20 protein-coding genes are annotated in these 25,654 nt (G+C 44.6%); 7 read left to right on the top strand and 13 right to left on the bottom strand.

The features are described 5' to 3' along the window. Positions 1-52 precede the first annotated feature (52 nt). The 4 genes from ptsP to HQQ92_RS10265 form a co-directional block, all read right to left on the bottom strand. Complete coding sequence (ptsP, locus tag HQQ92_RS10280) at positions 53-1,756, bottom strand: phosphoenolpyruvate--protein phosphotransferase (RefSeq protein ID WP_173245108.1); 1,704 nt, start codon at positions 1,754-1,756, stop codon at positions 53-55. Between the two features lie 187 nt (positions 1,757-1,943). Next, positions 1,944-2,201 carry an HPr family phosphocarrier protein gene (locus tag HQQ92_RS10275; RefSeq protein WP_028760055.1) on the bottom strand — a complete coding sequence of 86 codons (258 nt, stop codon included), beginning with the start codon at positions 2,199-2,201 and terminating at the stop codon, positions 1,944-1,946. A gap of 28 nt (positions 2,202-2,229) precedes the next feature. Continuing rightward, complete coding sequence (locus HQQ92_RS10270; RefSeq protein ID WP_173245105.1) at positions 2,230-2,625, bottom strand: ACT domain-containing protein; 396 nt, start codon at positions 2,623-2,625, stop codon at positions 2,230-2,232. A 208-nt stretch (positions 2,626-2,833) separates the two neighbouring features. Beyond that, positions 2,834-4,471: a methyl-accepting chemotaxis protein gene (locus tag HQQ92_RS10265; RefSeq protein ID WP_028760053.1), complete on the bottom strand. Its 1,638-nt coding sequence runs from the start codon at positions 4,469-4,471 to the stop codon at positions 2,834-2,836. Between the two features lie 357 nt (positions 4,472-4,828). Here HQQ92_RS10265 and HQQ92_RS10260 point away from each other — a divergent pair, with 357 nt between their 5' ends. Both HQQ92_RS10260 and HQQ92_RS10255 read left to right on the top strand, forming a co-directional pair. Continuing rightward, positions 4,829-5,557, top strand: a complete 729-nt coding sequence (locus HQQ92_RS10260) for a DUF3334 family protein (RefSeq protein WP_028760052.1) — start codon at positions 4,829-4,831, stop codon at positions 5,555-5,557. Positions 5,558-5,661: 104 nt separating this feature from the next. Beyond that, positions 5,662-6,708 carry a LacI family DNA-binding transcriptional regulator gene (locus HQQ92_RS10255; RefSeq protein ID WP_113939612.1) on the top strand — a complete coding sequence of 349 codons (1,047 nt, stop codon included), beginning with the start codon at positions 5,662-5,664 and terminating at the stop codon, positions 6,706-6,708. Between the two features lie 117 nt (positions 6,709-6,825). Here the strand turns inward: HQQ92_RS10255 and HQQ92_RS10250 are convergent, their stop codons facing one another. Next, entirely contained in the window at positions 6,826-7,452 is a 627-nt protein-coding gene (locus HQQ92_RS10250; protein ID WP_173245102.1) for a PolC-type DNA polymerase III, read from the bottom strand. 219 nt (positions 7,453-7,671) lie between these two features. Here HQQ92_RS10250 and HQQ92_RS10245 point away from each other — a divergent pair, with 219 nt between their 5' ends. After that, positions 7,672-8,829 (top strand): cupin domain-containing protein, encoded by a 1,158-nt coding sequence (locus tag HQQ92_RS10245; RefSeq protein ID WP_173245099.1) that lies wholly within the window; start codon positions 7,672-7,674, stop codon positions 8,827-8,829. Between the two features lie 272 nt (positions 8,830-9,101). Here HQQ92_RS10245 and fadE read toward each other — a convergent pair whose 3' ends face one another. Continuing rightward, positions 9,102-11,549 (bottom strand): acyl-CoA dehydrogenase FadE, encoded by a 2,448-nt coding sequence (fadE, locus tag HQQ92_RS10240; protein WP_028760048.1) that lies wholly within the window; start codon positions 11,547-11,549, stop codon positions 9,102-9,104. Between the two features lie 243 nt (positions 11,550-11,792). On the opposite strand from fadE, the gene HQQ92_RS10235 reads away from it, so the two are divergent. Then, positions 11,793-12,572, top strand: coding sequence for a class II glutamine amidotransferase (locus tag HQQ92_RS10235; RefSeq protein ID WP_113939616.1), 780 nt, complete (start codon positions 11,793-11,795; stop codon positions 12,570-12,572). A gap of 305 nt (positions 12,573-12,877) precedes the next feature. Here the strand turns inward: HQQ92_RS10235 and HQQ92_RS10230 are convergent, their stop codons facing one another. Beyond that, positions 12,878-13,669 (bottom strand): DUF3108 domain-containing protein, encoded by a 792-nt coding sequence (locus HQQ92_RS10230; RefSeq protein ID WP_217272623.1) that lies wholly within the window; start codon positions 13,667-13,669, stop codon positions 12,878-12,880. A 215-nt stretch (positions 13,670-13,884) separates the two neighbouring features. Continuing rightward, the gene (locus HQQ92_RS10225; protein ID WP_173245094.1) at positions 13,885-14,313 is read right to left on the bottom strand and encodes an MGMT family protein; all 429 of its coding nucleotides are present in this window, start codon (positions 14,311-14,313) and stop codon (positions 13,885-13,887) included. Positions 14,314-14,858: 545 nt separating this feature from the next. On the opposite strand from HQQ92_RS10225, the gene def reads away from it, so the two are divergent. The 3 genes from def to HQQ92_RS10210 all read left to right on the top strand — a co-directional run bounded on the left by def (position 14,859) and on the right by HQQ92_RS10210 (position 17,010). Next, the gene (def, locus tag HQQ92_RS10220) at positions 14,859-15,350 is read left to right on the top strand and encodes a peptide deformylase (protein WP_011789520.1); all 492 of its coding nucleotides are present in this window, start codon (positions 14,859-14,861) and stop codon (positions 15,348-15,350) included. Positions 15,351-15,580: 230 nt separating this feature from the next. Beyond that, a complete protein-coding gene (gene rhlP, locus HQQ92_RS10215) occupies positions 15,581-16,426 on the top strand; it encodes a rhombotarget lipoprotein (protein WP_173245091.1) in 846 nt (281 codons plus the stop codon). Positions 16,427-16,569: 143 nt separating this feature from the next. Beyond that, positions 16,570-17,010: a DUF4274 domain-containing protein gene (locus tag HQQ92_RS10210; protein ID WP_173245088.1), complete on the top strand. Its 441-nt coding sequence runs from the start codon at positions 16,570-16,572 to the stop codon at positions 17,008-17,010. 79 nt (positions 17,011-17,089) lie between these two features. Here the strand turns inward: HQQ92_RS10210 and HQQ92_RS10205 are convergent, their stop codons facing one another. The 5 genes from HQQ92_RS10205 to HQQ92_RS10185 all read right to left on the bottom strand — a co-directional run bounded on the left by HQQ92_RS10205 (position 17,090) and on the right by HQQ92_RS10185 (position 25,363). After that, the gene (locus HQQ92_RS10205; RefSeq protein WP_105252424.1) at positions 17,090-17,299 is read right to left on the bottom strand and encodes a hypothetical protein; all 210 of its coding nucleotides are present in this window, start codon (positions 17,297-17,299) and stop codon (positions 17,090-17,092) included. A 185-nt stretch (positions 17,300-17,484) separates the two neighbouring features. Continuing rightward, positions 17,485-17,868: a VOC family protein gene (locus HQQ92_RS10200; RefSeq protein WP_173245085.1), complete on the bottom strand. Its 384-nt coding sequence runs from the start codon at positions 17,866-17,868 to the stop codon at positions 17,485-17,487. A gap of 143 nt (positions 17,869-18,011) precedes the next feature. Then, complete coding sequence (locus tag HQQ92_RS10195; protein ID WP_173245082.1) at positions 18,012-20,183, bottom strand: alpha-amylase family protein; 2,172 nt, start codon at positions 20,181-20,183, stop codon at positions 18,012-18,014. After that, on the bottom strand, positions 20,180-22,420 hold the full coding sequence (locus HQQ92_RS10190; protein WP_254306319.1) for a glycoside hydrolase family 13 protein: 2,241 nt from the start codon (positions 22,418-22,420) through the stop codon (positions 20,180-20,182). Before HQQ92_RS10190 ends, HQQ92_RS10195 begins: the two co-directional genes overlap by 4 nt. Before the next feature lie 120 nt (positions 22,421-22,540). Further along, positions 22,541-25,363, bottom strand: a complete 2,823-nt coding sequence (locus HQQ92_RS10185) for a TonB-dependent receptor (protein WP_173245079.1) — start codon at positions 25,361-25,363, stop codon at positions 22,541-22,543. Positions 25,364-25,654: the final 291 nt, after the last annotated feature.

Below are 25,654 nucleotides of genomic sequence, written 5' to 3'. Positions count from 1 at the left end.
TTGTTTTTGTCATTGTTTTTGTTCTGTAATGCAGCATAACGAATAAATGTCTCTATTTATAGCTTGTTATACACTGCTGTAAGCTTGCAATTCTATCTTGTTGTAATGCCGTGTGAGCTAATGCCGAAAATTGTGTGATGCTGCCTTGGCAAATGGCCGCTTTCACTTCTAAGAGTGAGCTTAAGTTAACACTGAGTTCGTCCAACCCCATGCCGATTAACAGCGGCGCAATTTGCGGTGAACTGGCGAGTTCACCGCACAGAGAAACTTTAACATTAGCGGCCTTAGCTTGGGTTATTGTCATGTTAATTAAGGCTAAAATGGCAGGTGAAAGGGATGGATAGTCACGGGTAAGCTGCGGGTTTGTCCTATCGGCTGCCATTGCATATTGGGTTAAATCGTTGGTGCCAATGCTGACAAAATCAAGTCTTGGCAGCATAGCGTTGAGGTTGAATACCGCAGCAGGGGTTTCGACAACGATACCGTAGCTAAGTTCGCCATAGCCTTTCTCTTCTTCTTCCAAGGCATCTTGGCACTGGGCAATAAGTTCAAACACTTCGTCCAATTCTTCGACTTGATTGACCATAGGGAACATCAAACGGATCGGGCCATGGTTAGCGGCACGCAAAATTGCCCTCAATTGGGTTTTAAATAATTCTGGGTGCGCCAAGGTGTAGCGAATGCCGCGAAGACCTAAGGCAGGATTATCTTCAATTTCTTGGCATAAACAGGGGAGTTCTTTGTCTGCACCGATATCTAAGGTGCGGATGGTAAAGGTTTTACCGCCTAGGGCGTGCAATGCATCGCAATATAAGCTGTATTGGGCTTTTTCATCGGGCAGGGTGGCGACGTTCATCAACATAAATTCGGTGCGAAACAAGCCTATTCCATCGGCGCCGACATCGCTGACATGGGTGATGTCGTTGAGATTACCCACGTTTGCCATGAGTCCCACAGTATGACCGTCTTGGGTTTGCGCTGGGACATCCTTGTAAGTTTGAAGTGCTGCGCGCCTTGCTTGTTCATGGTGAAAGGTAACTGTGAGTCTTGCCTGTTGGTCTGGATTGGGATTGACACAAAGTTCACCCGCGAGTGCATCGAGCACTAAGGGCGTACCGTTGGGAATAGAGTCTGCGTCGAACTGACAACTTAAGATGGCAGGAATGCCGGCTGCTCTGGCTAAAATGGCCGTATGGCTCGTTAAACCGCCCGTTTTCAGTACAATACCGCAGAGGTTTTCCCGTGGTAGTAAGGCAAATTCGGCGGGTGTCAAATCCTGCGCTAATAAGATAGTGGGTCTATCGAGTTTTTCGAGCCCTTGAGCTAAATGGCCGTTTATCGCCGCGACGACTCTTTGGCCCAAACAGCGTACATCTTGGGCTCTATTGGCTAAATAGGGATCATCTAAGGATTGTAACTCATTGGCCTGATGGGCAAAAATACGTTCAACCGCCACACTTGCCGACAATTGTAAGGTGCGAATGGCATCGTTCACTTGCTCGATTAATTCATCGTCTTCTAATAACAACAAATCGGCTTCGATTAACTGATAATTTTCGGAGTCGCTGTCGAGTGCAGCTTGGCTGTGGGTCAGTTGTGCCTGTAGTTCTTGCAAGGCTTTGGCAAATTTACCCTGTTGTTGAGGGATTTTAGACAGGGGAATAGGGCGATAATCGAGGTGGTGTTCGGTGTGGAGTAGGTGAAGTGCCTGTCCAAAGGCAATTCCCGATGACACTATAATCCCCGTTATTGACATATCCCTTCCTAAATTAACCACTGAACTGAGTGTCCGTTAGCGATAGCGAGTCTAGTTGAGTGACGCTAAGCTTGTAAAGCGTTTGTATGTAAAGCATTAGCATGTCAAGACGGTCAAGACGGTCGAGACGAGTTTTTTGCGTGTCGGTTAAACCTGCAGATAAACGCATTTTAGCGTAAGAAAAGGCCTAGCTTAGGGTAATGAGCAGCTCAGAGACTTTCTCAACCGCGGCCTGTGCCTGTTCACCTTCGGCAAACACTCTTACCGTGACGCCAGAATATAAGCCTAAGGTTTGTAGTTTAAACAGACTCTTAGCACTGGCTTGCTTACCATTACATTCGACCATGACATCACAGTCAAAGGTTTTGGCTTCTTTAACCAGTAAGGCTGCTGGACGGGTGTGAATGCCATGTTTGGCGGTAATGGTGACTGTTTTTTCGTACATAGTAGATGAGCTCATATTTAAAGGGGTATTACACTTCGTCTTTCGATTCTATGATGTGATAGCCCTGTTTTTTCAAGGCGGCGACGGCACTTTTGAGGCGATTATTTTTTACTAAAATGTAATCGGTATCAAAGGTCGAAATCGCAAAAATACTGATTTGTTCGTCCGCTAAGGTGCCAGACACTTTAGATAAAATGCCTGTCATCGAAAATCCCAGTGGCCCGAGTACTTCAAAGCAACACCAGCCCGGTTCTTGCTCTAGGCTGTCGAGTTCCATTTCACTGGAAACGACTAAAGATAAACCTTCTTGGGTCTTACCAATGAAATACATGTCCTGTGCAAAAACCTCACTGGGCAATACGGCATTCGGGCTAAAGCTATGAATTGTGTACTGTTCAGGGTGAACGGCTAAGGTCATTCGCATGGCAGTGTCTCGGTTGGATTTTTAAGGCTAAAGCATACCGCATATCAAACGTTAGCGTGACAGAGAATTTGTGGTTAATGGGATTTTGTCGTTGAAATTCATTATTGGTGAGATAGCGGTTAACAAGCGTTACCAGAAGGTTTACCCAAAGAAAAGGGCGCCCTATGGCGCCCCAATCGACAAGTCATGCCGTTCTCATACACTTTAGTTAGATTTTAAACTGGCCTAAGGTGCGGGACATGTCTTGGCTAATGTCTTGCAGTGACTGAGCTGCATGGCTATTACTTTCGTTAGCTTTTACTGAGACTTCGGTTAATTCCGAAATATTACAAATATTTCGATTAATTTCTTCGGTCACCAGTGATTGCTCTTCGGTGGCGCTGGCTAATTGTGTGTTCATGTCACTGATATGGGCAATCAATTGCAGAATCGCCGCCATGGCTTTACCCGCTTCGTGGGCTTGGGCCTGTAGCTCATCGGATTGCAGTTGAGTTTGATTGTTGCTCTTCATCACTGAGCCAACACCGGATTGGATCTCGCTAATGATTTTTTGGATCTCATTGGTCGAGTCTTGGGTGCGAGTAGCAAGGGCGCGGACTTCATCGGCAACTACGGCAAAACCACGGCCGTGGGTCCCAGCTCGAGCAGCTTCAATGGCGGCATTAAGGGCGAGTAAGTTGGTCTGCTCGGCAATGCTGCGGATCACATCGAGAATGCTACCGATTTGCTGTGAGGCGACGCCCAGCTTTTGGGTGATGACTTCAGAGGCTTTTAATTCTGCCACCAGTTTTTCTGTGTTGCTGACTGTGTTGTCGATCACGACTTGGCTTTGCTGCGCTTGTTCTTTTACGCTGTTCGCCGCATCGGCCGCTTGCTGGGTGTTGCTCGCCATTTCATGGGTGGTCGACAGCATTTGATTGACGGCTGTGGCGACGCTGCCAGTTTCTCTGTGGATATGTTCAGCACTCTGATTGGACTCTTCAACTGCAATCAAAAGCTGTTTTGCATCTTTATCTAATGCTTGGCCTAAAGGTTGTAAATGGCCGACCATGTCGCCAATTTTTTGGGCGAACATGTTGAAGGCGCGGGCGAGATGGGCAATCTCATCTTTACCTTGAGCATTAATGCGCTGACTTAAGTCGCCTTCGCCTTGGGCAATATCTTCAAGGGCATCAATAGCATCATTTAATGGTGAGGTGATGGAATGGTTAAGCACAAGGAAGAAGGCAAAAATCGGCACTGAAATCAAAAACATGATAATTAGATAGTCGATAATGACTGACTTTAAGCTCGCTTTGACATCGCTAAGATAAGCGCCTGTTATGACTGTCCAACCCCATTGTGGGTAGTAACGGGCTTCAGCAAGCTTGTCTTCTATCGCGCGGGTCATAGGATCGGCGATAGGGTATTCGAGGGTTGTTTTCGATTTAGCACGCGCTAATGGCAGCATAGTGGCTAAGGGGTTTGTGCCATTAGGTAACTTGAAGGTTAATGCTGAGGTGCCAATAAGATTTGCGCTATCCCCGTGGGCAAGAATTTGATTATTATCATCAATAACAATGAAGTAGCCTGAACCTGAATAGCGAGTTTGATTGATTAAATCCGCGGCGATTTGTTTAGCTTCTGCTTCGCTAAACTTACCTTTGAGCGCATCCTGACGGTGCACATCTATCACACTTAACATGCTGGCGAGCTGACCGTCTATCTGCAACCATTTCTGCTCAATTAAATTGCTGTACTGCTCTTTAATTGAAAAACTGGCAAAACACACAGTCCCTATCGCGGCCATAAGGAGCATCATCATTAAGCGTTGCAAAATGGTAAACCGGCGCAAAAACGTGATCATTTGGATTCCTTAAGGACTTATTATTGTGCATCAATATACCTGCGAATCAATCTCAATTGAATCGTCTGTGACATAAATTAAGTAAAAGCCGTTATAAAATATGAGTTTCTTTGATCTAAAGCAGGGAATAGTGATAGGGAACTTTAATCTGTTGCATTATGGGGCATGTTCTTATTAAGTTAGGCCGTTTTATAAGTCGCTTTATGTTGAAGGTTTTATCTGATCTATTAAATATCAATAAGTTAGCATTATGTTAATTTTGCCATCTTGCTATATTAGGCTAATCAATTGTTTTAATTTTGATTTTTTACGCTTTTACGCGCAAGATTAATTCATTATTCAGTTTGAGAATCGATTATGACCACAAATACTATCGTAACGTCGGATGATATTTTACTGAAGTTATGCCACTCAGTCGCCCACGTCCTTTCTAGCACCAGTGCCAGCAATGTTACCCATGCGGGTATGGTACAAAGTATTGCGCGTACTCGTCTTAAACCTGATCTCGGTTGTTTCTCGATTTTCGACGGTGGTTTTTCAGGACTGGTTGTGATCAACTTTTCAGCCTCTGCAGCGATTGAAATCTACCGTCGCTACATGCTGAACATGGGCATGCCTGAGTCTGAGCTCGCGTTTTCACATACTTCAGATGAAGTGAGTAATGTGATGGGCGAACTGATGAACCAAATTCTAGGGGATTTTATTAATAAAATTTCTAAAGAATTGCAAACATCCATCAGCCAAAGCCAACCAAAAATGTTGACGATTAATAAAGAGTTAACTATATCAATCGACGCTAACTTAGACGATGCAGTTGCCCGTAGAGTGTCGTTTAGGACAGAGAATAACCATATTTTCTACCTCGAGTTTGCCATGGACAAAACCGAATTCATTCGCTTAGATGAATTTGTCTACGATGAAGAATTCGATCCCGATAGTCTGTTAGAGCAGCACAGTTCGATTGGGGGAAATAACGACTCAAATTCGAATGTTTCGCCTTGGGTTAAGATGGCCGATAAACCCGCCATTGCGACTCGTGCCATTGATAATGAAGCCGATGATTTGCTCGATCAGCTCGGCATTTAACCAGAGTCTCTAATGTAAGACGGATGTTAACGCATTCGTCTATACAAGTGGGTGGAACTGTTTTAGTATCGACGCAAAATAATAACTAAGGTTAAATCCTCTTTATGGCATCGAAAGCGACCTCGATTGATATTGCTTATCGTGCTGGCGTATCCCAGTCAACGGTTTCCCGTGCCCTTAGAAACAGCCCGTTAGTCAATTTAGAAACTCGCCAACGTATTCAAACTATTGCCAAAGAGCTGAATTATAAGGTCGATAAAAATGCCAGTAATCTTCGCACCCAAAATAGCCATACCTTAGCGCTGTTATTGTGTGAAGACCCCACCAACGATGACTCGTTAATCAATCCTTTTTTCCTGTCTATGCTTGGCTCCATTACCCGAGCAACGGCGCAGCAAGGTTATGATTTATTGGTTTCGTTTCAGCAATTGTCCAGCGACTGGCACGCCGATTATGAAGACAGTAATAAAGCTGACGGCATTATTCTGCTTGGTTACGGTGACTACATGGACTACGAGCAAAAGCTGGAGCGATTGCTCGCGCAGAATACTCACTTTGTGATCTGGGGTGCTGAGCATAACAATAAGTCAGTACTTTCCATTGGTTGTGATAATCATCAAGGTGGCTTGATTGCCACAGAGCACTTGATTTCCCTTGGTCGTAAAGCTTTTGCCTTTTTAGGCGATGCCTCGAGCCACAGTCCTGAGTTTAGGGACAGATATTTAGGCCATGTGAAGGCGCTGCAAATGGCGAATATTGCTGTCGATCGCACTAAGCAAGTGTCGGCAATTAGCACTGAAAGTGCTGGTTACGATGCGGCTATGGCATTGATGGCCAAAGGCGCACAGTTTGATGCTATTTTTGCTGCTAGCGATCTGATTGCCATTGGTGCTATTCGTGCGCTGAAAGAGAAGGGCATTTCAGTCCCAGAACAAGTTGCAGTGGTGGGATATGATGATATTCCTGTGGCGAGTTTTGCCAATCCGCCATTAACGACCATTAAGCAGAATACCCAATTAGCCGGTGAAATCTTAGTCGACAGTGTACTCAAACTTATCCGCGGACAAGAGGTGAGTGCGCAGCTTATTCCGACAACCTTAGTGGTTCGCAGTTCCTGCGGCATTGATAGCGCGCCGCTTAAGCCGTTATAGATGGGCCGTTATTACTAGGAGCTTGCTGTTTTTTGCTGGCAAGTCGTTGAGCACTTAATTTGCTTATTGAAACATCGCCGATAATCCTTGGATTTATCGGCTTTTTGCTTTTTGAGTTCACTTGTCTGAGTATTGGCGTAAAAACTTCGGCACATCTGCTTTGGTTTTCTTGGCGATTTTTTGTAGTAACTCGAAGGTGGGAGCATTGAGACCGAACTCTTGCTGAAGGTCTGCCAGCATTGCCAGCCACAAATGGCCAGTCATTTCGGCATCGGCTAAGGCGCGGTGAAAGGTGCCATCGCTTGGTAACTGTTTATAGCGCACTAAAGTACCTAATTGATGATTCGGTGCCGCTTGATATAAACGTCTTGCCACCAGCAAGGAGCAACCAAATTGCCCTCGATAGCGATGGCGAATTTGGCCAAATTCCGCGTCTAAAAAGCGCTGATCAAATGCCGCATTGTGGGCGACTAAGTTATGATCGGCGATAAAGTCGGCAAAACGCGCCATCACTTCATTGCAGGGCGCTGCATCCCTGAGCATTTGATTGCTGATCCCTGTGTAGTCCTCAATAAAACGACTTATTCTAAATCCTGGGTTCATCAACTCTGAAAATCTTTGGGTGATCACGCCGTTTTCAATTAGCACAGCTCCGATTTCAATCGCGCGGTCCCCTTGATTAGGCGATAGCCCTGTGGTTTCAAAGTCGAGCACGACCAAAGTGTTAGCAGCAGATGTAGGCATAGATCTTATGTGGACTCTATAAATGATGTGTCAGCATTGCCGTCTTTGACAGTACAACGCTTTTAGATAAGCCGATTGTAATTCAATACGTTAGTAAATTCACTATCACATTGACGCTGATAAAAGACTTAATGCTTTGTTGATCCGGTCGAGCTTTCTTGGTTTCGCTTCCTGTTAGCATTTACCTCTATGAATAACAGTTTGGTTTGTGAGCGACCCATGCAACTCGATATTAATGGCTTAACACCCGCGCAATTTTTAGCAGAATATTGGCAGAAAAAACCTTTGGTTATCCGCCAAGGATTCAAACATTTTCAAGATTTAATCTCGCCCGAAGAGTTAGCTGGGTTAGCCATGGATGAGCTGGTGGAATCTCGGCGAGTGTACCAACAGGCTGGGCAATGGCAGGCTGAATTTGGCCCTTTTGATTCCTACGATCATCTCGGTGAACGGGATTGGACTTTGATCGTGCAAGCCTTGAACAACTGGGTGCCCGATGCAGAAGCCCTGATCCAATGTTTTGATTTTATTCCGCGATGGCGTTTAGATGATGTGATGGTGAGTTTTGCCACTCCTGGCGGTGGCGTAGGACCGCATATCGATCTGTATGATGTGTTTATTTGCCAAGGCTCGGGACGTCGCCGCTGGCGCGTAGGCGATCTGGGACCGCACAAAGAGTTTGCCGCGCATCCCGCTTTGCTGCACACAGAAGCTTTTGAACCGATTATCGATACTGAGTTATTGCCCGGCGACATCCTTTATATTCCCCCAGGATTCCCCCATGACGGCATAACCTTAGAACAGTCTTTAAGTTTTTCAGTAGGTTATCGCACTGCTTCCGCCAAAGATATGGTAAGTGCTTTGGCTGATCATCTGTCTGAGCAAGATTTAGGCGCACAGCAGATTGAAGATCCAGACCGCGAGCTGACAACGCGCAGTGGTTGTGTCGATAATCGCGATTTAGCGCGGTTACGTACGCAACTGACTAATATGTTAACCGATGAACTGGTGAGCGAGTTTTCGGGCCGCTATTTAACTCAGTCAAAGTGCGCTCTCGATTTACCCGATGAGCCATTGGACATCACGCAAGATGAAGTGCTCGCTTGGCTCGATGAGCAGCCGCTTATTCGCCTCGGCGGACTGCGTTGTTTGTATTTTGATATCAATGTGGGACAAGGCGTTGTGTATATTAATGGTGATAAGTATCTGCTTTCAGCCGAATTGGCCGAGGTGATCCCACTACTATGTGATAGCAATCAGTTAGATAAAACCGCCTTAGCCCCCTGGTTAGCCGATGCCGACTTGCTTAAGCAGCTTACTGAGTGGGTGAACCTCGGTTACTGGTACTTTGAAGACCTGAGTGATGAAGAGTGTTAAGGCTGAATTAGCTCTAAAGCCCTACAGGTTTAAAAACTGAACAGTTTTTAAAGTGGCATGTCAGCGACTTACTGACATGGTATTCTTTTATCAATGGACTGATAGTAATGTCATTAGCATAGTACTGATCAGTCATACTGAGCAATGAAAGCATCGGTCAAAGTCGAGGTAGTAACTCAACCAAATTCACTTAGTTGTGGCACGCCTTGCCATCGGAATAAAAAAGGAGGCTTATTAGCCTCCTTTTTGTGGTTTAAATCTTACTGAGTGGATTACGCAGCACGTTCCTGTGAAGTGGTTGAAACCACTTCTGGGCGCAGTTCTGCTGGGTCAAAGTCATCAACGTTGATTGATTTCATCCGACCAATTTCGGCTCTTTCCAGTAATTGCACTTCGGCATCGCTTAACACACCTAAGGCTTTACCTTCTGCGGCAACTTTATCTAACCACATAAATGGTAGACGTTTACCGCTCGCTTTACAGACTTTGTCGTGCAGCGGTTCAGACGCGATGATGTCGAGTAGTGTTTGTTCTTGGATACCCACAGCATTGTGCTCAGAGTTAGTCCAGAACTGGCCTTTACCTAAACGGTTACGGCTTTCACACGGTGTTTGCATGATCTTAGCAACTTTATGATCTAACACATCGCTTGGGCGTTTCAGTGGACGACCGAATGGGAACATCACCACACGTAATGCGCCGCCAAGGCCCATAGGGAAGTTATCCAGTAAATCGTCTAAAGAAGCTTGCAGCTTGTACAGCGCATCTTCAACTGCCCATTGTACTAATGGCAAGTCGTCGGTTTGACGGCCTTCATCTTCATAGCGTTTCAGCGTGGCTGATGCCAGATACAGTTGGCTCAGTAAGTCACCTAAACGGGCAGAGATACGTTCTTTACGTTTAAGGTTACCACCCAAGGTTGCCATGGCTAAGTCAGAGAGCAAGGCAAGGTTGGCACTGAAACGGTTCATCTGTTGATAATAACGTTTGGTTTTATCTGAATAAGGCGCGTTAGAGAAACGGCTTGATGTCAGACCTAACCAGAAGCTACGGATGAAGTTACTGGTCGCGAAACCAATGTGACCAAAGATAGCCGCATCGAAGTTAGCTAAACCTTGACCCGATTCAGTATCAAACGCAGACTCCATTTCTGCGAGTACATACGGATGGCAACGAATTGCGCCTTGGCCGTAGATGATCATAGAACGGGTAAGGATGTTTGCACCTTCAACAGTAATTGCGATAGGCGCAGCTTGGTAGCCACGGCCTAAATAGTTATTGGGGCCAAGACACACACCTTTACCACCGTGAATATCCATGGCATCGATAACGCATTTCTGCATTCTGTCTGTCAGGTGATATTTCACAATCGCAGAGATAACCGACGGTTTTTCACCTAAGTCGATACCTGTAGTGGTCAACGTCGTCACAGCATCCATCAGATAGGCGTTACCGCCGATGCGTGCCATTGGCTCTTCGATACCTTCAAGCTTGCCGATAGGTAATTTGAACTGGCGACGAATGCGAGCATAAGCCCCTGTTGCCAGCGCAGCGGTTTTCACGCCACCCGCTGAGTTTGATGGCAGCGTGATACCACGACCCACTGATAAACATTCCACCAGCATGCGCCAGCCTTGCCCCGCCATTTTCGGGCCGCCAATGATGAAGCTTAATGGCACGAATACTTCGTTGCCGCGAGTCGGACCGTTTTGGAACATGCAGTTGAGCGGGAAGTGACGACGACCCGTTTCTACTCCTTCCACATCGGTAGGGATCAAAGCACAAGTAATGCCGAGTTCTTCTTTATCGCCAAGGAGATGCTCTGGATCGCGCAGTTTAAAGGCTAAGCCTAATACTGTCGCGACAGGCGCTAAGGTGATGTAACGCTTGTTCCAAGTCAGCTTCATCCCCAGAACTTCTTCGCCTTCCCATTGGCCTTTACACACAATACCAAAGTCAGGAATCGAGCCTGCATCGCTACCGGCTTCTGGGCTGGTCAGAGCGAAACAAGGGACTTCTAAGCCTTTGGCTAAACGCGGTAAATAATGGTTTTGTTGCTCTGGCGTGCCGTAATGTTGCAGCAGCTCTCCAGGGCCTAAAGAGTTAGGTACGCCAACAGTTGAAGCCAACTCACTGCTTAACCCCGCCAGTTTTTGTAACACGCGAGATTGGGCATAAGCTGAATATTCTAAACCGCCGTATTTTTTCTTAATGATCATGGCGAAGAAACCGTGATCTTTCAGATATTGCCATACGTCGGCAGGCAGATCGGCAAGTTGATGTGACACTTGGTGTTGATTCACCATGCGGCATACTTCTTCAACAGGGCCATCGAGGAAGGCCTGTTCGTCTGCACTTAAACGCGCAACTGGGTAGTTATGGAGTTTTTTCCAGTTCGGGTTACCCGCAAACAGATCCGCTTCCCACCAAGTGGTGCCGGCTTCAATCGCTTCTTTCTCTGTTGAAGACATTTCCGGCATGATGCCGCGATATACCTTCATCAGTGGACGACTGATCACATTTTGTCTAAATGCACTGATATTTAACGGCAGCGCGATCACGAGGAAAACGATCCAAGAGATAGGGCCGACAACATCGAGTGTCCATCCAGCTGTCATCACAACAGCGGCTGTAATAGTGGCAGTGAGCAAAGATACCCGAAGGTAAGCTAGGGCTCCTAGCACTAAGATCATGGCGATGATCCAAAGTAGGGTAGTCACTGTAATTCTCCTTAAATATGACCGAGTGCCAACCACAGGTCATAGAGTGTTTTATTGATTGCGATCACAATTATAGTTTGTGGTCAGACCTGTGTCGCATAAAAGTTAAACCTAAGAGAATTTTAATACAAGTATTTTTCAAACAATTGTTTAAATTATTTGTCAGCTTTGATCATTCCACAAATGTCATCAACTAGTTACAATGCCATAAGTAGTTTTTTTGATTGATGATAGGCGAGAAATATGTGCGAGTTACTGGCGATGAGCGCCAATGTGCCGACCGATATTGTGTTTAGTTTTACGGGATTAGCACAACGTGGTGGTGTAACCGGTCCCCACGTGGACGGCTGGGGTATTACTTTTTACGAGGGGAAAGGCAGCCGTACTTTTAAAGATGCTTGCCCGAGTAGCGAATCGCATATTGCAAAATTGATCAAATCCTACCCGATTAAAAGTGAAGTGGTGATAAGCCATATTCGCCAAGCGAATCGCGGTTGTGTGTCTTTAGAGAATACTCATCCTTTTACCCGCGAATTATGGGGACGTTATTGGACCTATGCCCATAATGGTCAATTGACGGACTATCTGCCCAAGTTTCATGTCTCGCGCTATCAACCCGTAGGCGATACCGATAGCGAACTTGCTTTCTGTTGGATTTTGGAACAAGTCGCCCAGAAGTTTGGCGGTACTAAACCTGAAGATATGTTGGCAGTTTTCCATTACGTCGCAACGTTGGCCGAGCAAATCCGTGCCTTAGGTGTGTTCAACATGATATTGAGCGATGGCGAGCATTTAATGAGCTATTGCAGTAATAACTTATGTTACATCACTCGCCGCGCGCCGTTTGGTAAAGCGAAACTTATCGATACCGATGTGGTGATTGATTTTGATAAGGAAACTACCGCCCATGATGTGGTGACTGTGATTGCGACTCGCCCGTTGACCGAAAATGAACAGTGGCGCGTTATGCAGCCGGGTAACTGGAAGCTGTTTAGATTGGGTGAGCTGTTAATCGATCTCTGATGTTATGCCGTTGAGCTAAATAATGAGGGCAAGCGGATTTACGGTTGATTTTGTTTTGTTCAGGTCACTTTATTAAAAAGTTCGAGTCAGTATCTAACATATCTTCTAGCAATCAGTGATGAACCATTAGCGATGAACATTAACTGAACTTAGAGGTAGGCCCTAAGTTCAGTTAGATATAGTTCAGTTAAATATAGTTCGGTTGGGCTTTATTCGATATGAGTTTGGCTTTAGTTCAGTATTGTGAAGCTAAGGCTTTGTATCATTGGGTTAAGTTTATACATCTTAACTCAATGTCTTACCGATTAACCTTCAGTCGTGCCGAGCAGTTTAGGCACTAGCGGTTTTTCTGCAATGTCTGCAGGTATGGTTTCTTGGTGCGGCACTTCATCGAAGTGATATTTAAGTAATTTAATATCGAGCTGCTTACTGCCTTTTTCAAAGTGAGTTAAACGCACGGGCAAATACGCTAAGTCAGGCGCCATCCAGAAGAAGGTTTGACGTTTTTTATTGTCACGCACGACTTCAATTTTGACTGTGTCGTAACTGCCGCTGTCGATGTTCATTCGTTCTTTACCGATCACATGAAACTTGTATTCATCGACTTCGTTGTCCTTGACCATCTTATAGTCGAGCACTTCTTTGCCCGCCATCATATCTAGCCTAAATTGCAACTGCACCATAAGAGGATCAAAGATTTTATCATCATAGGGAAACTTGCTTTTTTCATCTTTGTAACGGGTATGAATAAAGCCTTGAGCTTTGGCGAATGCGGTTTGCTCCGTGTAATTAGGCCCGACACCTTGGCGTTGTTGTAAGTAACGCAAAGGACTGAGCTGCGTATCATTTTGAGTAAATTCACTCAAGATGTGACGCACATCGGTTAACAATAATAGGCTGAGATCGCTATCAAAACGATACTTAAACACGCCATCTTCGGGATTGGGTAGCGTGTATTTGGCTTTTCCTAATTCAATGTCTCCATAGTTGACTTGGTATTCGGCCGTCTGCGGTGTTAGCGGCGTTGGCGCTGCCATGGCAAACATACTTTGAGTGAGGACGGTAAAACTCACTAATAATGTGGGAATGGTACGCAAAGAATGCTCCTTGGGTCGCAGGTTTTCACCTTGTATCACTACAGAATGGTCGGTAGTGGTTGATAAAAAAGTGTCGAGTAGCATGCTTACTTACACAGTTCTGGGTCAATCAGTTGAGCATAAATTAATTATCGGATCGACTGTAAGCAGGTTATAGCCGAGGACGACGTTTCTGTAAATAGAGATGTAAATAGTTTATGGATCAATATATTAAACTAAAATGGCATTGCCATGACTAAAGTCACCAGATCCGGTCGCCACTCGTATTCAGACAAACTAATTTTGCCGCAGTTCACTGTTATCCCTTCAATTCTTAATAATTCCATCTGTTCTTGAAAGAAGGTTGAATTTTTCTCGAAGGATATTTTGCCTTGACTATTGAGTACCCTATGCCAAGGGAGTGACAAATGTTCGGGAGCTGCTTTCAGCGCTTTTGACACATAACGTGCTCGTCCCGGTAATCCTGCATAATCGGCAATTTTGCCATAGCTGCTGACTTTACCCTGCGGGATCATGGCGACGATATGCCAGATTTTCGCCATAGGAGACAAGTCCACTGCTTGGGGCTGTTTTCTCGCTACACTCTGTTTATCTTGTTCAAGGTATTGATACAGCGGTGATTTGTCTTTAGGAAACGATGCCATTGAATTGTTAACCCTCAGCTTAATGGTATTGATACCAATCACATTAAATATCTAATCAGTTCAAAGCCTCACAGGTATTTAAATCTCAGGCGCATTGACGCAGAAATCGTTATTCTCTTTTAAGTCAATGCAACACCGGAGTGGGATACCTGTGAGGCTCCCAAAGGGCGGGTTTCAAAACGCTTTATACTGCGTTTAAGGCTTTCGACAGAGCACCACTATGCCTTCAAGCCTTCGCCTTGTCTAAAGCGCGTTGAATTCTCGCTGAATGAACAGATATTTAATACGATTGGTATGACTCACAAAGAATCACGCTCAAAAACTTTTGCTTGATGAGTTCACGTTAGTGTAACGGTAAAGCATGGCTTAGCGGAAGATTAGAGGGTATTTGGCGTTTAAAGGATTAAGCACTTCTCGATATTTTTATCGGCTAGCTCGATTACTAACAAAATATTTAAACTGTTTTTAGCTTAAATATTGTGTAAATGGTCAAATAGTCCATAATAGCGCCAATTTTTTTGACTCGATGAGAGAAGATAACTGGCATGGCTGTACTCGATATTCTAACTATTCCCGATGAGCGCCTTAAACGTAAAGCGCAACCTGTAAAAGATATTGAAGCTGTTCAGGGATTTATCGATGATTTAATCGAAACCATGTATCACACGGACGATGGTATCGGTTTAGCAGCAACTCAAGTCGGCAGTACAGATGCCATTATCGTGATCGATTTATCTGACGGTCGCGACCAGCCTTTAGTGCTGATTAATCCTGAGATTGTTGAAAAGTCAGGTGAGTTCGTCGGTGAAGAAGGTTGTTTGTCTATCCCAGGTTATCGCGCTAAAGTGTCACGTTTTGAAAAGGTTAAAGTGACCGCCTTAGACAGAACGGGCAAGGCTATTGAAATCGAAACCGATGAGTTTTTAGCCATAGTATTACAGCATGAAATCGACCATTTACATGGCAAAGTGTTTATCGAACATTTATCCATGCTAAAACAACAAATCGCCCTTAAAAAAGTGCGTAAATACGCTTAACTTTTGGCTTAAGTTGTATTTTAGAGAATGGTTGTACCTATTGACTAGCCGCATTTATAGTGCGGCTTTTTTGTATTTAAAATCTAATCAAGGAAGATTAATGCTGTGATATGTGAACATAACAGCTTGTTTTTACTCTGATGAATGGATAAGGTAACCCAAAATCTACATTAGTTGTAGGTTCAGTTTTCATCATTAACAGCAAGTGTATGGATACGGTAGGGAAACAAATGAAACTTAAGGTATTAGCCTGTGGTATAGCCTCATTCGCAATGCTTTCACTGGGTGGTTGTAGTGCATTTTTTAACGGTAATACTACGGAGAAAAATGCGGTATCAAGTAGCTTAGTTGAATATTTATACCCTGATGAGAAGAGTCGCCAAGCCCAGCAGCCATCCTTACCTGTGCTGCGTTTACCTATTACCGTCGGCATCGCTTTCTTGCCTTCGTCCCATTGGCAAGCCGATGCAATTGATAGCCGAACTCAGATGGCATTACTTGATAAGGTTAAAAAATCCTTTGTTAAATATGACTATATCGATCGTATCGAAGTGATCCCAAGTACCTATCTTAAAAATGGTAAAGGTTTTGAAACCTTGCAGCAGGTTGCTCGTCTGCATGATGTCGATGTGATGGCATTGGTTTCTTACGATCAATTGATGCAAAGCCACGAGAACAAATCCGCCATTCTTTATTGGACTATCGTGGGCATGTATTTAATTCCCGGCAATGAAAATGCGATTCAAACCTTTGTAGATACAGCCGTTTTCGATATGCGTAGCCAGAAGATGTTATTTAGGGCGCCAGGTATTAATCAGTTAACTGAAAGTTCAACCGCTGTTGGCGTGACGACAACCCTAAGAGAGAAATCCTACGAGGGCTTTGATCTTGCGGTAAACGACATGATAGTCAATTTAGATGACGAGCTTGCCCGTTTTAAAACTCGGGTTAAGGAAGAGCACGTCGCCACCATTGAACATAAACAAGGTTACAGCGGCGGTGGCAGCTTATCGCTATTGATACTTTCACTACTGGGCATTTTTGCGGTGCGCCGTTTTACCATCTGCCGAGAATAGTTGAACCCATTTATCAGGGATGAGGTGAATGAAAAGGAGTTTCAATGTTTTGGCCATTTCTATTTCGAGCTTTGTATTAAGTTCTTATCACTCCTTTATCCTATGTTAAATGGGCTGCTTGAAACATTAAGGACTTAAATATAATGACAGACATTATTGATAGAATTGTTTATGACATCAAGGATGTTGAAGAGGCGGTAAACCTTGTAAAAACTATCTCGTCAGCACATGAATTGTATGCCTTATTGGACCATTATAATTGGGATGATGGTAATGAGATTCCTATTGCAATTGCGGATCATCCATTATGCGAGTTAGCCATTGCCATAAAGCTATTTTGGCTTGCTGAAGCGATGGATTGGTTAGAAATGAATGAGCTAAATGACTTAATTCCAACAAATGAGGTAATAGAACCTTATCAACAGGAACATTATGATTTCGCGGTCATGCTGACTAAGCGAATTTTAAGCGGTTATTATCAGGTGAAAACAGTCTCTTATACTGAAAAAATAACAAAGACGGCGCAATATTTTCTTAAGAAGCGTGGAGTGCCTGAGATTTTGTATCAACCTATTGTAGTATGAGTGTAGAGGTATACAAGTTGTATTAGCCTCACCATTTATTTTGTAGCTTCTGTCCGTACACATTTCTATAAACCCCAAATCATATCCTTACAAAATACGGCAGTGCGATCAGGGCGATGCCGATGGCGATAAGCAACGCGAGATTGGTGACAAAATAGGGATAAATCATCAGGGTGAGGCCAACGGCTAAAGGGATGGGGGCCGCTTGGCGTTTGCCATAGGTGAAAAAGCCAAGACCAAAGAGGCTAAAGACTAAACTCCATAGTAATAATGCTGGATTATCAAACATCTTGAGTTCCTCAATGGTTAGCCTAGGTAGGCTTTGACCTTATCACAGCGTCAAACTGGTCAATCGATTACTTAAACTATTGGTTAAACGGCTGCGTCGTTTTATTGAGTCTAATGCTGACTATCCCGTAGCGTAATTAAGCTTTATTCATCTTATTGCTGCGATGTTGCCTTATTTCACTCGTGCTATAGCTCATATAACTCTAAGGGTAAGCCGTCGGGATCGCTAAAGAAGGTGAATTTTCTGCCTGTGTATTCGTCAATGCGGACGGGTTCAACGGTAATGTGATGGCTATGAAGATGTTCGATGGCGGTTTCAATCGATGCTACGCGAAAGGCGAGATGCCTAAGTCCACAGGCTTCGGGATAGCTTGGTCGTTTGGGTGGATTATCGAATGAAAATAACTCAATTTGACTCTTATCGGCCAGTTGTAAATCAAGTTTATAGGACTTAGGTGCCTCATGGAAATGCTCTGCAAGCACGGTAAGGCCAAGAATGGTTACATAAAAGTGTTTGGACTTTTGATAGTCGCTGCAAATAATCGCTGCATGGTGAATGCCGAGTAACATCGCTTTCCTTTGTGATTTTTAAAGGGTGATCAAATAAGATAGAAAGGTTTGAGAGTATAACGGTTAAAAAAAGATAGCGTCACAGTTTAGCGTGACGCTATCGGTCGATTTCACTTTTTAGCTCACCTAGGCCTTTTGCTCGTTTAATCTTCCAGCTCGAATATGGCTGAAGACAGCGGTGCAAGTTGCATCTGAACTTGTCCTTCACCTTGTTTGACAACCAACTGTGCTTTATTGTCTTCCAGCAAATCCTTAAGTGGATAGGTCCCATCCGTTAACTGCCATTGGTCGATAAGTGGCTTTGGTAGCTTAAGGGATAATGGCTTTGCTTGGGTTTGATTAAAGTTATTCACAATAATCAGTTTTTGGCCCTTTTTATTGGTCGTATTTTCCTCAAAGCGCACAAAGGCAAAAGTGCTGTCATCATAACCCGTTGCACTGCCATGAGTATCCATTGTGGCGGTTTGTGCGCTGCGGTTGGCGGCATCGAGTGAGTAATATTCTCCTAAAAGCGCAGGTACATTTTTACCTGTGCTTAGGTTCAGTAATTTTTGATAATAAGCCCGCAAAGTGGCTTCCTTTACGGTTGATTGTCCACCATCAAACCTGCCATTGTTCATCCAGCGCTGATGGGCAGGGACGCCAACATAGTCAAAAATACTGGTGCGTGATGCATGACCAAATCCTGGGTTGTCGGTGGCGGCTTCTCCCACTTCTTGGCCAAAATACACTAACGTCGGTGAAGTGCCTATCGTTGCCGACACTACCATAGCGGGTAGGGCATAGTGTGGATTCACGGCTTGGGTTGCCGTGGGCTTATTTGTGTGTAGCGATGCTAAAAATGCCGCATTACCAATACGTTGCTCGTCGTGGTTTTCTAAAAAGTGCAGCATGTGAGATTCAATATCTTGCACTTTTTCCTGATCTGCCGCGATATTAGCTGTGCTGGTTTTACCCCCCATTACGGCTTTTAGGGTGTCGTAAAGATCGACCTTATCGTACAGATAATCCATTTTGCCAAGTTGGATATAATCTCGGTACAAGTTAGGGTTATAGACCTCGGCCAAGATAAAGGCATCGGGATTTGTGTGTTTTATCTGGCTGTTGAGATAGCTCCAAAACTCCACTGGTACCATTTCTGCCATATCATAGCGAAAGCCATCGACCCCTTTCGCTAGCCAGTACTGCGCAATCTGATTGAATTTAATCCAAGAGCTTGGGAGCTCGGCTAAGTGTTGTTGCCAAAAAGCGTAATGCTGCGCCTGCGTTAAAGTGGCGAAATTGGCTGGCAGGCGAGGGAAGTCATAGGTGCCATCGGGGCGTACGCCGTAATTGATTTTGACTGTTTCGTACCAATCATTGGCATCGGGCTTGGCTAAGCGTGAGCCATTACCAGTCCATTTTGCGGGAAATTCGTTGAATTTGCCGTCACTTAAGGGGTGAGCTTCTCCGCCCAACGGTTTAAGTCCTGCGGGTAAGCTTGGCACTTCAAAGGCATGCGCTTTTCCCTTTGCCCCCTCCGAGCCCTTATTAACATCAACTTTATCAACGACGTAATAGAAGTTGTTATTTTTGGCATACTCCAGACTGGTATCATCATCTTCGCCAAAATCACGCACGCCTTGGTGTTTACTAACGGATTGATAATGGCGCGCCACATGGTTTGGCACTATATCGATAATCACCTTTAAGCCGTGTTGATGGGTACGGGCAATGAGCGCTTCGAACTCGACTAAACGGTTGGCGGGATTGACCGCCAGATCTGGGTTGACGTTGTAGTAATCTTTGACTGCGTAGGGTGAGCCCGCGCGTCCTTTGACCACATCGGGATCATCAGTACTCACGCCAATCGCGCTGTAATCACCAATCAATGCATGGTGGGGAACGCCCGTGTACCACACATGGGTAACGCCTAGGTCCTTGATGCTATTGAGTGCAATATTGTCGATATCATTAAACTTACCGACGCCATTGTCGGCAATCGTGCCCCAAGGTTTGTTGGTTGGATTTTTATTGCCATAAAGGCGAGTAAAGATTTGATACACCACAGGTTTAAGCGTCATAACCTCACTCTCAGACTTTGGTAGTAACTCATTATCAAGCGTCAGCGCCGATGCATTCACATCAGCCGATAAGCTAAAAAGCGAGGCAGTTAATAAAGAGGCGCTGAATAGAGCGTTTAAACATAAGCTGAGTGATGACTGTCGGCGCTGCGGGGCTTTCGCTGCTTGGGTTATAAGTAAAGCCACTATGGGAAATTTAGCCGCTTGTTGGCTCTGAGTCACTCGGGAATAGATAGGCGATAAAAAGCTCAAGACTGAATTCCTTTTAGGGTTGAGTTTTTGATTGGGTGAGTTGTTTGAGCCTGAGTTAAATCGCTAGCTGAGTAACTCATATGATTAGAGGTTTGACGGCTAGGTAAGCCAGTATTTAGCTGCGGTCTGGCTTTAAGCTCAAGGATCGTGACCCCTGCGTGGGGCAATGCTAGCGCTTGATTGAGTGAAACTGTGTTGCCACTGATGATATCTGTAGCGGCGCGGTTATCGCCAAGTACACTGGCAAAGCGGTTTATATCTAGCGTGACTGCTTTTTCATTTTTATTGTAAATCACCATGACTTTATCGGCTAAGGGCTGAGTACAGGCATTGTGTTGGGTTAGAGAATTGTTTTGTATTAGTGACTTGAGCGCTTCGGCTTTTTGTTCAGCAGATAATGGCGCATTTAATACGCAGCGAAATTGCACATAGACGCCATCCTGCGGCACAAAGTGCAGTAAGTCGCCCGATTGTAGCGCAGGAGATTGTTTACGGTAATTCAGTAGGGTTCGGACAAATTGCTGTGCTTGTCGTTGAGGTTCACTCAGTCCTTTGCCGGTAAAGGCATTCGTGGCACTGTTGGCAAAACCACCGGGAAAATCACTGCGTACAACGCCATCGTGACGGCCCTCGGTTGGGCTTGTCATCAACGCTTCTGTACCGTAGAACAGCTGCGGAATGCGTTTGGCGGTCAGCACATAGGTTAGGGCCATCTTGTATAAGTCTATATTTTCTTTCACTAAACTGAAGATACGATTGGTGTCGTGATTGCCTTCAAATAGCACTAGCTTACTGGGATCAGCATACACAACATCGTTGGCTAACATCTCGTAAAGTTTAATAAAACCAGTATCCCAACTTTCTGGCTCATTGAGGCTAGCAATTAATTTTTCATATAGTGGGAAATCCATCAAACTGGGTAAATCTGAGGTATAACCATCGTCATTGATTTTGCCCTTTTGCCAATAGGACACTGTGATGGGGTTTGCGGTCCATTCTTCACCCACAATATTAAAATGGGGGTATTCAGTCATCACGGCCTTAGACCATTTAGCGAGAAATGCTTTGTCGGCGTAGGAGTAAGTATCTTCGCGGATCCCCGAAAGCCCGGCGTACTCGACCCACCAAATGCTGTTTTGGATAAGATAGGTTGCCAGTTTTGGGTTGTTTTGATTTAGATCTGGCATAGTGTCGGTAAACCAACCATCGACAAAATCGATTTGATCTTGCGTAGCCGCGTAGGGATCTTGCACTGTCGTGCGCCTATGGCTGGTGAAACGGGGGCTGGTAACGCTGGATGTGATAGCGCTGGATTTAGCATCGGCAGACTGAGTCAAATTAGGCTTGGATTTTTTATTCTTTAGCTGCGTTTTTGTGGCATCGTTCAGCCAGTCATGGCTAGGTAAATCGTTGAGCCACCAATGGTTAGAGCCGATATGATTCACCACAACATCTTTAATCACCCCTAGGCCAAGCTTGTTAGCCTTAGCGACTAAGGCTTTATAATCTTCGTTGCTGCCAAAGCGGGGATCGACGCGGTATAAATTGGTAATTGAGTAACCGTGGTATGAATACTGGGCTTGATTATTCTCAAGCAGCGGGTTGATCCATAACTGAGTCACGCCAAGTTTTGCCAGATATGCTAAGTGCTGGCTGATCCCTGCTATATCGCCGCCATGGCGAGCATCGGGATAGTTGAGATTACTGGGAGAGTTAGCTGCGACTTGCTCTAACATATCGGCTTGATTGTCATTACTCGTGTCGCCATTGGCGAATCGGTCCGGCGTGATAAGGTAAATCACATCCTTATTGCTAAATCCTTGGCGCTCACGGCTGCCCTTAGCACGCCCTTGCAACGTATAGGGCAGGCGATAAAGAGGCGTGTCGGCTTTTGAAGCCGAGTCAGTGTTGGAAATTATTAGCTCAAAGGTTTGCGGCGCAGCTTGGCTCAGATCTAAATTGATAAACAGATAGTGAGGGTTATCAGTGTGCTCAAGGCTTTTAAGTGTGATGCCTTTTCCTTGTATATCAACCTTAATCTGCTGCGGTAAGCTTGGAAGTTCGCGGCTATACAGCATCAGCTGTAACTCAGGATTCTGCATTCCCGCCCACCAAAAAGCGGGTTCAAGCTTAACGTCCGTCGATATATCTGGCTCAAAGGTGTTTGCATAGGCCGTATTAAATGAAGAGCAAACCAAGCATAAATAAAGCGCAATCATTAGGTTTTGACGGATCATAATGTAAGCCTTTTAAAGAGAAATAAGTAAAACGTGCTGGCATGATGAATGTTAGAAATGCTGAAATCTACATAAGCAAAAGCCTGCTTCTTAATTGAAGCAGGCTTTATTTGGGGTAGTTTATAAAGAGTAACTTAACCCTAGGAAGTACTGTCTACCGAAGTATTGGATTGTTCCTGTCTGATGTTCTTCACCAAAATAGGTTTTGTTCGGTTCATCAGTTAAGTTATTAATTTGGAATAAGAACTTAAGTCCATTTTCCAGAGCGTATGAAGCTTGATAATCCACAATCGTTTCGGCATCGAAGAAAGCAAGTTGTGATTCAACTGCCACTTGTTCTGAAACATAGCTGCTACGATATCTCATGCTGACGCGAGTATCGAAACCGTCCAGAGTATAGAACAAGGTGGTGTTGAGTACGCTTTCTGATAAACCTGGTAATGGAATGGTTAAGTTTGAACCACTTAAATCTGTGGTAAATTCCACTTCACTGTCTGAATACGAGTAGCTGCCAGTGAAGCCAAGACCGCTGAGTGGCGATGGTAGGAAATCAAAGACTTGGGTATAACCTAACTCAACACCACGAATGTAGCCGCCATTGTCGTTGTTGATCGCAGTTTGATATTGACCTTCATCTTTCACTACTGGGAATTCAACACCATTATCGATAATAGTATCGGGGACGATAAATCCATTACCTTCAAAATCAAATGGTTGGATTGTAAAGTTGTTGATAAAGGATTTAATATCTTTGTAGAACAAGGCTACGACAACCGCACCTTCAGAATCTTCAAAATAGTGCTCGTAAGATAAGTCGTATTGATCTGCATAAAACGGATCGAGTAGAGGACTGGTGTTACCCCAAGCATTGTATTTTTTGTATCCCGGTGTAGCAGAATCGTCATACCAAGATCCCATGCCTGACTTTAGCTTGTCGATTGGAGGACGTGACATCACAGAGGCTGCAGCAAAGCGCAGTTGATCATTTTCAGTGAGGTGGAAAGTTAAATTGAGTGACGGTAAATAATCGGTATAGGTTTTACCTATCTCGTTACGGATATAATCGGTACTGACCACGCCAAGTTCATCAGTAATCGCTTCACCTAGACCATAGCCAACTTGTTGTAGACCTTTACTGCTTTGATCTGTTTGAACAATACGCACGCCCACGTTACCCGTGACTTTCATATTGCCTAAGTCAAACTCGAGATTACCTTGGACATAGCCAGCTAATACATCTTCATTGACCGAACCGCTTTGGATCATGGTCCAGTTATTAGACCAATTTGCAGTTGGGGTGAAAGGGGATTGTCCTGTTGCCGCTAACTGCGCGTTAACCAGCTCAATGGCTTTGTTAAAATCAACGGAAAGGAAGTTAGGGTAACCAGATAATTCACCGCCAAAGTTGACGACATTTGTCATGTCAGTGTTCATTTGAAGCACGGGCTGGTTAGTTGGGTTTTTACCAAATTCAAAACCATAACCCGCTTGTGAACGTTGCGCATTAAACTCACGTTCTGAGTAGCGCAGACCAAAATCAACTGAAGTTAAGAAACCAGAATCTAATGCATAGTTAAAGTCTAACTTGTAGGCGACAAGATCATTTTGTTGATCGTATGGCCACATACCCACTTCTTTTAAACCCAAGGTCGCGGTATTGGTATAGTCGTTTGAAAAACTGACATCGGCCGGGCTTAAACCATGTAGTTGATAATTAATTGATTCGGCTGAGCGTACTTCATTACCTATATCATCATATAAAACTGCACGAGTGCCGCCGTTGACGAACTCACCATCGGCTTTTGAATAGCTCACATCACCTGCGACAGTTAATGCGCCGCCATTGTTCCACTCAATATTGACTGAGCCTGATGTCAGTTCTGAATATTTTGAGTCGTTATCATTGATAACAAAAACGGCAAAGTTATCAGTACCATCAGTTGATACCGTTCCGCCTGTCATAGAACCATTTTCGACAACCGCATCACTAATAGTACCGTTTTTTAATGACTTAACGCGAAAGCCTCGGGCAAAGTTTTCGGAAGTGAATTTTGAATGGAATAAATCACTTTTTACACTGAGATTGTCTGTTGGTTGCCAATGGATAGCCGCCATATAACCATCACGTGTATCATCACCGCCTTTTTGCTGTAACTCAAAACCTTCACTGATTGATTCGGCAGCACCGTCGCCATTGACATCTTTTTTATCGTCGTTGAAACGTAAACCAATGAATTGACTGGCAACATAAGGTTGGTACAAATGGGCATAGCCTAGCGCCACACCGAGTGTATCTTCAAGGAATTTGCCTTGATAGGCAAAGCTAAGACGGTTGCCATATTGATCGGCATCGGAAATCTCATCCGCTCTGTCATTAAAACTGCCGCGAGCATTGATATTAAATGATTGGTCTTTGTCGCTTTTTAAGGGATCTGCGGTTTTTAATTCTACCGTACCGGCGACGCCACCTTCAATCAGCGAGGCTTTTGGTGTTTTATAGACGGCGGCTTGACTAATTAATTCGGATGGATATTGGTCAAACTCAATCGCGCGTTTACCGCCCGTTGTCACTTGTTCGTGTCCATTAAGCGTTGCAAAGACGAAATCACCATCAAGACCTCGAATATTGAGGCCGCTTGCTTGTCCACCAGTGCGCACTGCAGTCACGCCTGGTAAGCGAGTCAGTGCATCAGCGATTGACTGATCGGGAAGGGCGCCAAGATCATCTGCTGAAATCGATTCAGAGACGGTATCTCCAAAGCGTTTATCATTTAGTGATTTGATGACACTGGTTCTAAAGCCTTTAACTTCAATAACCTCAATAGCAGCTTCTTTTGCTTTTGCTTCCTTATCTGTGGTCACTTCATCTGCCGCATAGGAGTGCATACTGGCACCTGCGGCGATGAGCGCTAAGGTTAGCAAACTGGGTTTAAATCGCATCATATCTCTCTTCCCCTTGGAGTCGCTTTATCGCTTTGTAGAGCGTTTTATCGTTATCACCGCGTTATTTTTGCGGCCTTTTTTTGGTATATGGGCGCTTAATTGACTGCATAAGTGCTGCGTTTATGACCAAATTGTTATGCAACGGTGAAGATACTACTCCCGAGTTTCTTAGCTGAACAACAGAGTGCATACGTATTCAATACCTAGCAGAGTTAAGAATAGACTGTGATAGAGGGTGAACTCAGGGAATAAAATGATTTTATTTTGTAATCAAGTGACTGTTAATAAAAA

It is taken from the genome of Shewanella sp. DC2-4 (assembly GCF_013248875.1).
In the GTDB taxonomy this organism is placed as follows: domain Bacteria; phylum Pseudomonadota; class Gammaproteobacteria; order Enterobacterales; family Shewanellaceae; genus Shewanella; species Shewanella oncorhynchi.
Note: the sequence above shows the minus strand (reverse complement) of the source record. Positions and strands in the feature narration are given on the sequence as shown.